14 protein-coding genes and 1 pseudogene are annotated in these 10,367 nt (G+C 48.0%); 14 read left to right on the top strand and 1 reads right to left on the bottom strand.

The annotated features are described in order from the left end of the window. Nucleotides 1-157: 157 nt before the first annotated feature. Genes EFA47_RS17885 through EFA47_RS17870 form a run of 4 tightly spaced genes read left to right on the top strand, consistent with a single transcriptional unit; the run spans nt 158 to nt 1,771 of the window. Nucleotides 158-382 (top strand): helix-turn-helix domain-containing protein, encoded by a 225-nt coding sequence (locus EFA47_RS17885; protein WP_015527899.1) that lies wholly within the window; start codon nt 158-160, stop codon nt 380-382. Between the two features lie 18 nt (nt 383-400). Beyond that, nucleotides 401-820, top strand: coding sequence for a nuclear transport factor 2 family protein (locus EFA47_RS17880; RefSeq protein WP_015527898.1), 420 nt, complete (start codon nt 401-403; stop codon nt 818-820). 33 nt (nt 821-853) lie between these two features. Further along, nucleotides 854-1,501 carry a flavin reductase family protein gene (locus tag EFA47_RS17875; RefSeq protein WP_101692537.1) on the top strand — a complete coding sequence of 216 codons (648 nt, stop codon included), beginning with the start codon at nt 854-856 and terminating at the stop codon, nt 1,499-1,501. A 3-nt stretch (nt 1,502-1,504) separates the two neighbouring features. Next, nucleotides 1,505-1,771, top strand: coding sequence for a helix-hairpin-helix domain-containing protein (locus EFA47_RS17870; RefSeq protein ID WP_097786544.1), 267 nt, complete (start codon nt 1,505-1,507; stop codon nt 1,769-1,771). Between the two features lie 66 nt (nt 1,772-1,837). Here the strand turns inward: EFA47_RS17870 and EFA47_RS17865 are convergent, their stop codons facing one another. Further along, on the bottom strand, nt 1,838-2,650 hold the full coding sequence (locus tag EFA47_RS17865) for a helix-turn-helix domain-containing protein (RefSeq protein ID WP_101692538.1): 813 nt from the start codon (nt 2,648-2,650) through the stop codon (nt 1,838-1,840). A gap of 533 nt (nt 2,651-3,183) precedes the next feature. Here EFA47_RS17865 and EFA47_RS20100 point away from each other — a divergent pair. From EFA47_RS20100 to EFA47_RS17810, 10 genes and pseudogenes are all read left to right on the top strand, one after another. Then, the gene (locus tag EFA47_RS20100) at nt 3,184-3,375 is read left to right on the top strand and encodes a hypothetical protein (RefSeq protein WP_172455309.1); all 192 of its coding nucleotides are present in this window, start codon (nt 3,184-3,186) and stop codon (nt 3,373-3,375) included. Beyond that, nucleotides 3,376-3,714, top strand: coding sequence for a DeoR family transcriptional regulator (locus tag EFA47_RS17855; protein ID WP_101692539.1), 339 nt, complete (start codon nt 3,376-3,378; stop codon nt 3,712-3,714). It begins immediately after the preceding gene. Continuing rightward, nucleotides 3,711-4,010, top strand: coding sequence for a DUF3847 domain-containing protein (locus EFA47_RS17850; protein ID WP_087418070.1), 300 nt, complete (start codon nt 3,711-3,713; stop codon nt 4,008-4,010). Before EFA47_RS17855 ends, EFA47_RS17850 begins: the two co-directional genes overlap by 4 nt. Before the next feature lie 2 nt (nt 4,011-4,012). Next, a pseudogene (locus tag EFA47_RS17845) lies at nt 4,013-4,276 on the top strand (transposon-transfer assisting family protein); the annotation flags it as partial. 383 nt (nt 4,277-4,659) lie between these two features. Beyond that, a complete protein-coding gene (locus EFA47_RS19985; RefSeq protein ID WP_164690050.1) occupies nt 4,660-4,833 on the top strand; it encodes a hypothetical protein in 174 nt (57 codons plus the stop codon). 123 nt (nt 4,834-4,956) lie between these two features. Beyond that, the gene (gene rlmN / locus EFA47_RS17830) at nt 4,957-5,946 is read left to right on the top strand and encodes a 23S rRNA (adenine(2503)-C(2))-methyltransferase RlmN (protein ID WP_002590581.1); all 990 of its coding nucleotides are present in this window, start codon (nt 4,957-4,959) and stop codon (nt 5,944-5,946) included. A gap of 236 nt (nt 5,947-6,182) precedes the next feature. Then, nucleotides 6,183-6,500, top strand: a complete 318-nt coding sequence (locus EFA47_RS17825) for a DUF3784 domain-containing protein (protein WP_101692541.1) — start codon at nt 6,183-6,185, stop codon at nt 6,498-6,500. 108 nt (nt 6,501-6,608) lie between these two features. After that, nucleotides 6,609-8,201, top strand: a complete 1,593-nt coding sequence (gene mobQ, locus EFA47_RS17820) for a MobQ family relaxase (protein ID WP_101692542.1) — start codon at nt 6,609-6,611, stop codon at nt 8,199-8,201. Between the two features lie 70 nt (nt 8,202-8,271). Beyond that, on the top strand, nt 8,272-8,922 hold the full coding sequence (locus tag EFA47_RS17815; RefSeq protein WP_101692543.1) for a CHC2 zinc finger domain-containing protein: 651 nt from the start codon (nt 8,272-8,274) through the stop codon (nt 8,920-8,922). Between the two features lie 13 nt (nt 8,923-8,935). Further along, complete coding sequence (locus tag EFA47_RS17810) at nt 8,936-10,234, top strand: virulence-associated E family protein (protein ID WP_122644338.1); 1,299 nt, start codon at nt 8,936-8,938, stop codon at nt 10,232-10,234. The last annotated feature ends 133 nt before the right edge of the window (nt 10,235-10,367 follow it).

Below are 10,367 nucleotides of genomic sequence, written 5' to 3'. Positions count from 1 at the left end.
AAACAGCTTATGGCTAAGTAGATGTAATCAAGAAAAGAAAGGAAAAGCACAATCCAGACGGAACCGGCGGTTGTGTCAAGAAATGTTTGTGGAATGGCAAGAACTTTGATATAATGGGAACAGGAACCCCGGAACCGGGAGAAAGGCAGGAGGATAAATGCACATAAGCTATAAACCCCTCTGGCACACGCTGGTTGAGCGCAACATGAGGAAAGAGGACTTGCGGCTTGCCGCCGGTCTTACCACAAATATGATTGCCAACATGGGTAAGGGAAAAAATATCAGCATGGAGACGCTGGTTCGTATCTGCGAAGCCCTGAATTGTGGAATTTTGGATGTGATTGAGTTGGAGCAGGACGAAGAAGCGGAAATATTAAATTGACGGAGTAGGTATTGCGAAATGGACAATAGAGAACGAATTATCAGACTTTGGTTTGATATGTGGCTTGCAAAAAAAGATTTAGGTATATTTGATGTATTTTCTGATAATGCCGTATATATTGAAAGTTGGGGGCCAGAGTACCACGGCTCCAAGAAAATAAAACTTTGGTTTGAGGAATGGAATACCCGTGGAACTGTCTTGCAATGGGACATCAAGCAATTTTTCCATAAAGGCAACCAGACCATTGTTGAATGGTATTTCAAAAATAAGATGAACGCCGGTAACGTAGAAGCATTTGAAGGAATGTCGCTGATTAAGTGGACATCAGATGATAAAATTGCCCTCTTAAAAGAATTTGGTTGTAACGAAAATCGGTACGACCCTTATAAAGATGGCGATATCCCACGTTTCAGAGATGAAAATGCAAAGTGGTTTTAATACAGTCATGCTTTAACTTATGGAGGTGACGTAATGAAGATAGAAATTGAAAAAGATTTCCCACAGTATTTCAAACCTTCATATCCAGAAGAATTTGAGTTGTTTTCACATTTTGAAGTGACCGCAGGAATACCAACCGTTTTGTTTGCAATTACTACATGGAAAGAAAATGGGAAACCAAATGTCTGCTTCCATTCATGGAGTTGCTTTCATGGGGATAAAACTGCTTTCTTCGCAGTAATGGGAAATCTATATCAGCATACCCACACCTATGCCAATATCAAAAGGGAAAAATGCTTTTGTATCAACTTTCTCCCGATAAGCTATTATGATAAGTTGGTAGACACAATTAAACACAACGATATGGAAACAGACGAATTTGCAGTAGGTCATTTTACGCTTTCCAATGCAAAAACCATTCATGCGCCAATCATCCAAGAAGCATTTATCAATATGGAATGTACCTTGAAGGAAACACAGGATTTAAGCGGCGCAGGAATAGCAGCTATGGTTATCGGCCAAGTGCAGCACATTTCTGTTGAGAAAGAATATGCACAAGGCTATGAGCAGAGATATGGAAAAGATGGTTTTATGATGTTAATACCGGCACCGCAAAACCTTGTCACCGGGGAACCAAACCAATCTGCGATTGCTACGGTAAAGATAGAAAGGTTAGATTAGAAAATGGGTAAATTGCAGGAAATTCCCGGAGTTGGAAAAAATATTGAACAAGATTTAATAAACATTGGCATACGAGAGATTTCTGATTTAAAAGGAAAGAAACCAGAAGAATTGTATTTGCAGGATTGTCTATACAAAGGATTTCAGGAAGATAAGTGCCAGCTTTATGTTTTCCGCCTTGCCGTGTATTTTGCCGAACATGAAACCCATGAAGCAGAAAAATTAAAATGGTGGTATTGGAAAGATAAAGAATATCCGGACAAAGAATAAAAAAGTGAATATCATCCCCTAAACTAATTGCCGTTGCAGGAACACTCCTTCCCACAACGGCAGTTTTCATTTTCTCTTGCGCCGGAAGTTGAAGGGGCTGTTTTTGATGTTCGGCGCTTTTGACAATATCTTTTTTAATATCTTCTGTTCATCCGGCGGCAGCTTGTAAAAGTCAAGGCCGAGCGTATTGAAAATGACCGCCCACACCTTTCCCAGATAATCCCCGGAGGATTGAATGGCTTTCCGAATATCCATCGCCACTTTCTTTGCGGCAGAGTAATCCGGCGTGCTGTCAATGTCATGTTCATGGGCTTTTCGTATGTCATGGAGAATGGCGTCCCATGTTTTGTGCGTCACATGGCAGAAGAAATCTTCTTCCTTTACCTCTGCGGCAAGGATGGTCTTTGAATAGAAATCATTTTCCGCCTGCTTGTATTTCTGGATGATGGTCTGCCGCTGTTCTTCCAAAGTCTCATACAGGGTGCGAAAGGTGGAGGTTGCATGACCGTCTATGTATATCTCCGTGTCGGTCATAAGCTGCTCAAATTTATCGTTGGTAGCAATCTCACACAGGAGCCGGTTGTTGATACGGCCACTCTTTAGCAGCGCCACCATTTCATCATTCAGGTGCAGTTCCATCAGGGGCGTGTTTATCTGCTCCCGGTTTTCTGTCCGGCAGAACAGATAATCAAGAGATACCTCATAAAAATCCGCCAGCGTGACAAGGTTGCCGTGGTTGATTTCCTTATTGTCGTTGGCTTCATAACTGGCGAGGGCTGACTTTGAAATGCCGGTTTGCTGCGCCAGTTCTTCCAGATTTAAGCCTTTATCCTTGCGTAACTCCCAAAGGCGTTCCTGTATGGTAGTCGCTTTCAGCATAGGGCGCTCACTCCTTTCCGGCGGCTGTTTTCCTGCCGCTAACTGGATTATACCATACTTTCCATAATCGTGGAAATTTCCGTTTTTCGCCCCGAAATCCTACTTTGTGGATATACGGCACAGGGAACAAAAATGTTCTATGATACAGGTAGTTCATCGATGGATTATTCCAATCGAATGACCGGCCTGTATGGGATATGCTCCCCGGCGATGTAGCGCAACGACTTGCGGCAGGGAAATGGAGGAACCCTGACCGCAACGAGCGTACCAAAGGGAGCGAAACGCCGTTGTGAGAGCCAGGGGCAGGAACGACATCAGGGAGAACCGGCGAAAATGAACACCGAATTGATACCGAAACACTACCATCCGATAGGGCGTAGTCTACCCTATCCGTAATACTACGGGGGATTTCCGGGCGGTTCTATGGCCGCTTTTTCCCTGAAAATCGCCCCGAAACACGACACTAAAATCTGCTATCCGTCTATTGCGGCTGTTACGGCTGAAATGGGCGGATTTTTGTTTAAGGAGGCACCATGCCGAGAATGCCGAAAAAGAGGAAGCTGGAACTGTCCTTCTTCCTCAATGAACGGGGGCGGGTAACGTACAACGACCTTTGCCGGAAATGTCAGCGTACTTGCAAGCAGAGTTTCCGGGCGGTCATTGTGGACTGCCCCCATTATCTTTCCAAACGCTCAAAACGAAAAGTAAAGGAGGACACCGATTGAATGGAAGTTGAATTTATGACCGCAGACACCACCCTGCCGCCCTGTATGCCGCTGCCGAGAGCCATGCTGCGGCTCCCGATCAGCAGCACCGCCAAGGTCATGTACGCCCGGATGTTGGATATTGTTTTCCTGTCCGGCATAGAGGACACCAACGGGATTTTATTTATCCATTTCCCCATCGTGGAACTGGCGGCGGCACTTGCCCGCAGCACCATGACCGTGAAGCGTTCCCTGAATGAATTGGAGGACGCCGGACTGATACTGCGGGTGCGTCAGGGCTTCGGGGAACCCAACAAGATATATGTACTCATTCCCAAGAAGGAGGACAGCCGCTTATGAATGAAAAGCTGGAAGCACTCAATCAGGAGATAGAGAAAACGGAAAAGAAGCTGCGCTGGGCGCAACAGGAGGAAAAGCGTCTGACCCATCAGGCCAAGGCGCTGACCCGGAAGGAACGGACGCATCGGCTTTGCACCAGAGCCGCCATGCTGGAAAGCTACCTTCCCCACCCAGAAGCCATCACGGATGAACAGGTCAGTCTATTCTTGAAGCTGCTGTTCCACAAAGACAGCACCCGTCAGCTTATGGAAAAAGTGTTTGCCGGAAACGGCACAGAGAAGGAGGGCGCAGAATGAAGATGAATTTTTCTAAAGACGAGTTGGCTATGGTCTATCAGTACGCCGCCGGTACAAAAGAGGACACCCTTGCGGGGCTGAAAGAAATCGTGCCGGTTATCCGTGACCGGCAGACAAGGGATATTGTGGAGAATACCATCCGAAAGCTGGACGCCATCCCGGAGCCGGAGTGCCGCCGCTTTATCGCTGATACGAAGCAGCGGTTTATCCAGAATCGGGACAATTCCATCCGGCGCAGGCTTGCCGAAGCCAAGGCACAGGCGAGGACGAAAAAGCCACATCCCAAGAGAAAAGAGCCAGACCGGGAACGGTCATAATCGCTTTCAGAGCCGCAACCCGTGGACTGCCCCTCTGAAAGAGGGCGCAACTATACACCACCTGAAGGTAGTGTGTTGCGCCCTGCCGGGGGCTTCCTGCGGAAAGCGGATGATTGCCCGCAGCGTTCCGGCTCCTGCCAATCATCACAGGGGAAGCTACACTTCCCCTGCGCTGGCTGCCGCCAGCTACCCCTTTGTGGACTTGCCGCCCGGAAACACCTTGCGCTGCAAGCTGTTCCCGTCCAGCAAGTTTTACAATTCATCTATTTTCAAGAGAAAACTACCGTAGTATAATGAGACTGACAAAAACGAGTTTTACGGAGGTATGCGTAATGTATAGAACTATATTGATTGAAGGAATTACAACTGAAAATGTGGAGCAAAAAATCAACGAAAAAGTAACAGAAATGGAAAAGGAAAGCTATCATATTAAAACCATGTCGTTTTTAGGAACGGAGAAAGCCGTGTTAGTTTTCAAGAAAGGATTAAAAGGTAGCCTGCTTTAATTCTGATTTCAACGGAAAACAGATGTTGTAAATTAACACATATCGTTGATGTTGAAAAATTAGAAATCATAATCAAAAACTCTGAAAAACAAACTTTTTAATTTTGAAAAGGAAGGATATTAAATGAAACACTTACCTAAAAGTACACCTACGGAAATATTGAATGACCCATACGGATTTACTTACAAAGAAATGTCGGAAGTAATTGGAGAGGATAAAGCAAGAGCCTTATATACGGAATTATATAAACAGCCATTTCACAAAAAAAATCTATCAATATCAACAAAAAAAGTCTATAAAAGTAGCGATACTGAAAAGTATGTTTATGAATTGAAAGACAACAGGTATATCGAAACGGTTTTTATTAAACGGCGAGATGGTGGGACTGTTTGCGTAAGTACGCAAGTTGGTTGTTCTGTTGGCTGTATTTTTTGTGAGTCCGGACGCAATGGTTTTGTTCGTAATCTAACACCGTCTGAAATTGTGCAGCAGGTCATATTGATACGTCAAAAAGTAAATCGTATCGTTTTTATGGGAATGGGAGAACCTTTATTCAATTACGACAACTTGATTGCAGCAATCCATATTCTTCGAGATAGAAATGGACTTAACTTTCCAACCGACGGCATTACCGTATCAACAGTTGGTCCAGTTAATCAATTAAAAAAATTGCGCGAAGAACATCTAAAAATTCAGTTGACAATATCTTTACATGCAGCAACACAGGCTGCGAGAAACTGTATCATTCCTCATATGCACATGTACGCTATTGAAGATGTTGTTAAGCAAGCATTGTCCTATTCACAAAGGCATAATCGAAAAGTGGTATTTGCGTATTTACTTTTACCAGGTATAAATGACCGTTCCTCAGATATAAGGCAACTTGCAAAATGGTTTAAGGGCAAAAATGTTATGATTAACGTGCTGCAATACAACCCGACGAGTAATTCAAAAATTAGAGCACCACAAAAACAAGAAATGGTTGCGTTCAAACATCAATTAGAGCAAACAGGACTTGAAGTTACCATGAGAGTTTCTCATGGTAGAGAGATTAAAGCAGCTTGTGGACAATTAGCTAATACATATAATAAAGCCAAAAAACAACAAAAATAATTTAATTAAAAGAGCCAGACGCACAGACGCAGAGCCGATAATATGCAGTTTGAAATACTGCTGTTATCGGCTCTTTTTTGATTTTAATTTGTGCCCCCAATAACCATATTGGAGCAAAATCAGAACTGTTGCTTGTCGTTCTTTGATTTCCGCAGCAGCTTTGAAAAATCAAAGCCGCCGTTTCTTTTTATTTTAGATAAAACTAATGGGAAATTTCTTTTTGCGGAGGTGATTTTATGCGATGGTTTGAATTGTTTTTTTTACTCATTGTAGGCATTTTGTTTTTCTGCTTAGGCTGGGAAATATGGAAAAAAGAAAAAATCTCGTTAATACACGATTACCACCATAAAAAGGTAAAAGACTCAGATAAAAAAGCATATACAACAATAATGGGGAAATCCCTATTGATTATTGGCGTTGGAATTATACTGACAGGTGTCATTGATTTTATAACACATACCTTATATGGTTGGTGGATTTTTGGAATTGCTTTTTGTATAGGATTGATTATTATAGTTTATGCACAAGTAAAATATAATCATGGTCTATTTTGATAACTGAATACCAGCCGCCCACCGGCGGCACCACCAAGCAGGAAATCATGAACGGTTTCCTGCTTTTTCTTTGCCCGGACGCCGGGAGAAAGGAGGCCACAATCCGTCATGCCACCATGCCCGCACTTTGACCTGAAAATCGTCCAGCGCAGCAAACGCCAGTCTGCCGTCGCTGCCGCCGCCTACCAAAGCGGGGAACGGCTGTTTTCCGAATACGACCAGAAACAGAAATACTATTCCCATAAAAGCGAAATCGTCCACACCGAAATCATGCTGCCGCCCCACGCCCCGCCGGAGTACGCAGACCGCAATACCTTGTGGAACGACGCCGAAGCCATAGAAAAACAATGGAACTCCCAGCTTGCCCGGAGACTGGTGCTTGCCATACCGAGGGATATTCCCCCAGAGCAGCAAGCCGACCTTATCCGGGACTACTGCCGGGAGTTTTTTGTTTCCAAGGGCATGATTGCCGACTTTGCCATCCATGACAAGGGGGACGGCAACCCCCACGCCCATATCCTCTTTACCATGCGGGGGATGGACGAACAGGGCAGGTGGCTCCCCAAGAGCCGGAAGGTCTACGACCTTGACGAGAACGGCGAGCGTATCCGGCTTCCGTCCGGGAACTGGAAAAGCCACAAGGAGGACACCGTGGACTGGAACGACCAGAAGTACGGGGAGATATGGCGGCAGGCGTGGCAGGACACGGCGAACCGCTATCTGGAAGCCATCGGCAGCCCGGAACGCCTTGACCTTCGCTCCTATGAGCGTCAGGGGATAGACAAAATCCCCACCGTCCACATGGGGCCAGCGGTCAGTTATCTGGAACGTAAAGGCATACAGACCAACATCGGCAACCTGAACCGGGACATCAAAGCCGCCAATTCCCTCATGCAGTCTATCCGGCAGATGGTACGCAGCTTAAAGGGCTGGCTGTCCGGCCTGAAAGAGAAAAAGGCGGCGCTGCTGGAAGCACTGGAACAGGCAAAGGAGCCGACCATCCCCGAACTGCTTTCCCGGTATCTGGATATGCGGAGCGAGGAACGCACCGGCTGGACTTCCAAGGGGAAGCTAAAAGGCACTGTTGGCGATTTCAACAAGGTCATGGAAGCCCTTGACTTCCTGCGGCAGAAAGAGATCTCCACCGTGGAGAGCCTTGACGCCTATCTGGATAAGGTCAGCGGGGAGATACTTTCCGCCAAGACCGACATCCGAAAATCAGAACGCCGGATAAAGGCCATCGACACCACCCTTTCCCATATCGCCAACCACGGAGCCTACAAGGAGGTTTACAAGAAATACGCTTCCATCGGCTGGAAAACACGGAAGGAGAAGTTTGCCGCCGAACACCGGGAGGAACTGGACGCCTACCTTGCCGCAAAGCGTTTCTTCAAAGCCCATCAGGAGGAACTGCCCTTTGATACGAAAGAACTGAATAAGGAACGGGCGCAGCTTTCCGGGGAATTATCGGAAAAGAATGAGGGATTGCAGGCGGTTCAGGAGGACATGAAGCTGCTGCGGGATGTGCGCTACTGGATAAACCATGTGCTGCCGCCCGACCAGCGCCGGGTTGTGCCGGAGCCGGGAAAGAAGCCGTCCATCAACGAACAATTAAGCTGGAAGATTGAGGGCGTAAAACAGCGGGAAGAACAGAAACGCCAGCAGCCCCACCGCCAGCAAAAACAGGATATGGAACTTTAACCCATCAGGCGCTTGCCATTTTCCCCGTGAGAATGACAGGCGCTTTTCTTGTATCAGGAGGATTTGCCTATTGAACGTATTTGAAGCCGTGAAGCAGTCTGTTACCACCCGGCAGGCCGCCGAGCATTACGGCGTCCGGGTGGGAAGAAACGGGATGTGCGTCTGCCCTTTCCATGACGATAAAAACCCCAGCATGAAGGTTGACCGGCGCTTCCACTGTTTCGGCTGTCAGGCAGACGGGGATGTGATTGACTTTGTTTCCCGTCTGGAAAATGTCAGCCCCAAAGAAGCCGCCCTCATGCTGGCGCAGGACTTCTCCATCCCTTATGAGGACAGGGAGCCGCCAAGCAGGAGCCACCGCCCGAAGCCAAGACAAAGGCAGGAAAGCCCGGAACAGCAATTCAAGCGCATGGAGCGCTACTGCTTCCGGGTACTGTCCGACTATCACAATCTGCTGCGCCGCTGGAAGCGGGACTATGCCCCCAAGACGCCGGAGGAAGCATGGCACCCGCTTTTCGTGGAAGCCTTGCAGAAACAATCCCATGTGGAATATCTGCTGGATGTGCTGCTGTTCTCCGATATGGAGGAACGGGCTGCCCTGATTGCCAGCTACGGAAAGGAAGTGAGGAACCTTGAGCGGAGAATGGCAGACTTTGCCGCCCGAACTGCGGCAGGCCGTAGAACAGACCATACAAGAAGCCCCGCCGCCCCGGAGTGTTGAGGAAGTAAAGGCCATGCTGGAAAGCACCGAGAAAGGCGGCGTGCGGAATAGTATTCAAAACTGCCTGACCGTGTTCCAGCACGACCCCGAACTTTCCGGGGCGGTGGCGAAAAATCTCCTGACCGAGCGCATTGACCTTCTAAAGCCCATCGGCAGGAAACGCAGAACCGGCAGCAAGGCCATGACCGACACGGATATGAAATATATCCGCCTGTATCTGGAAAAGACCTACGGCCTGACAAGTGAGAAAAAGATAGCAGACGCCGCCGATCTGGCCGCAGACGCCAACAGCTACCATCCCATCCGGGACTACCTAAGTGGCCTTGTCTGGGACGGGAAAGAGCGTATCCGCTACTGCCTGCGGCACTTTCTGGGAGCCGATACAGACAACTACACCTTCCAATCGCTGCGGCTGTTCCTGCTGGGAGCCATCCACCGGGCGTTCTGCCCCGGCTGTAAGTTTGAGGTCATGCTCTGTCTGGTAGGCGGTCAGGGAGCCGGGAAATCCACCTTCTTCCGGCTGCTGGCCGTGAAAGACGAATGGTTTTCCGATGATTTGCGGAAGCTGGACGATGATAACGTGTACCGCAAGCTGCAAGGCCACTGGATAATTGAAATGTCGGAGATGATTGCCACCGCCAACGCCAAGAGCATAGAGGAAATCAAGTCATTTTTAAGCCGCCAGAAGGAGGTCTATAAAATCCCCTACGAAACCCACCCGGAGGACAGGCTGCGGCAGTGCGTGTTCGGCGGGACTTCCAACGCCCTGGACTTCCTGCCCCTTGACCGTTCCGGGAACCGGCGCTTCCTGCCGGTCATGGTCTACCCCGAACGGGCCGAGGTACACATTTTGGACGATGAAGCCGCTTCCAGAGCCTATATCGAACAGGTATGGGCGGAAGCCATGACAACCTACAAAAGCGGCGATTTTAAGCTGTCTTTTACCCCCGAAATGATACAGTATCTCAAAGAACACCAGCGGGATTTTATGCCGGAGGACACCAAGGCCGGGATGATACAGGCGTACCTTGACCGCTACACCGGCAGCGCCGTATGCTCCAAGCAGCTTTTCAAGGAAGCCTTAAACCATCCCTTTGACGAGCCGAAACAATGGGAAATCCGGGAAGTCAACGACATTATGAACCACGGTATCACGGGATGGAAGTATTTCTCCAATCCCCGGATATTTGAAGGGTACGGCAGGCAGAAGGGCTGGGAACGGGAAGCACCGGCAACGGGCGCTGACAACGGGCGTGAAAAAACGCCGGACGGATTTGTGGAAGTCACGGAGCAGATGGAGCTTCCCTTCTGAAAAATCCGGGGAAATGACAGCCGGTTGCCGACCCCGTTGCTATCCCGTTGCTGGGCCGGTTGCCGGGAAAAAGCCCGTAACTGCGGGCTTTTCTCCCCTCTGACAACCAAAGCAACAGAAAAATAAAAGAAAA

This window comes from Luxibacter massiliensis (assembly GCF_900604355.1).
Lineage (GTDB): Bacteria > Bacillota > Clostridia > Lachnospirales > Lachnospiraceae > Luxibacter > Luxibacter massiliensis.
The sequence above is the reverse complement of the archived record's forward strand: the minus strand, read 5'-3'. Positions and strand labels throughout refer to the sequence as shown.

Excerpts from the sequence above, each read along its gene's own strand:
- EFA47_RS20100 (WP_172455309.1), top strand. The coding sequence starts at position 3,184 with ATGCCGAGAATGCCGAAAAAGAGGAAGCTGGAACTGTCCTTCTTCCTC.
- EFA47_RS17855 (WP_101692539.1), top strand. The coding sequence starts at position 3,376 with ATGGAAGTTGAATTTATGACCGCAGACACCACCCTGCCGCCCTGTATG.
- EFA47_RS17875 (WP_101692537.1), top strand. The coding sequence starts at position 854 with ATGAAGATAGAAATTGAAAAAGATTTCCCACAGTATTTCAAACCTTCA.
- EFA47_RS17885 (WP_015527899.1), top strand. The coding sequence starts at position 158 with ATGCACATAAGCTATAAACCCCTCTGGCACACGCTGGTTGAGCGCAAC.
- EFA47_RS17880 (WP_015527898.1), top strand. The coding sequence starts at position 401 with ATGGACAATAGAGAACGAATTATCAGACTTTGGTTTGATATGTGGCTT.
- EFA47_RS17825 (WP_101692541.1), top strand. The coding sequence starts at position 6,183 with ATGCGATGGTTTGAATTGTTTTTTTTACTCATTGTAGGCATTTTGTTT.
- EFA47_RS17870 (WP_097786544.1), top strand. The coding sequence starts at position 1,505 with ATGGGTAAATTGCAGGAAATTCCCGGAGTTGGAAAAAATATTGAACAA.
- EFA47_RS17865 (WP_101692538.1), bottom strand. The coding sequence starts at position 2,650 with ATGCTGAAAGCGACTACCATACAGGAACGCCTTTGGGAGTTACGCAAG.
- EFA47_RS17810 (WP_122644338.1), top strand. The coding sequence starts at position 8,936 with ATGCTGGAAAGCACCGAGAAAGGCGGCGTGCGGAATAGTATTCAAAAC.
- EFA47_RS19985 (WP_164690050.1), top strand. The coding sequence starts at position 4,660 with ATGTATAGAACTATATTGATTGAAGGAATTACAACTGAAAATGTGGAG.
- EFA47_RS17850 (WP_087418070.1), top strand. The coding sequence starts at position 3,711 with ATGAATGAAAAGCTGGAAGCACTCAATCAGGAGATAGAGAAAACGGAA.
- rlmN (WP_002590581.1), top strand. The coding sequence starts at position 4,957 with ATGAAACACTTACCTAAAAGTACACCTACGGAAATATTGAATGACCCA.
- mobQ (WP_101692542.1), top strand. The coding sequence starts at position 6,609 with ATGCCACCATGCCCGCACTTTGACCTGAAAATCGTCCAGCGCAGCAAA.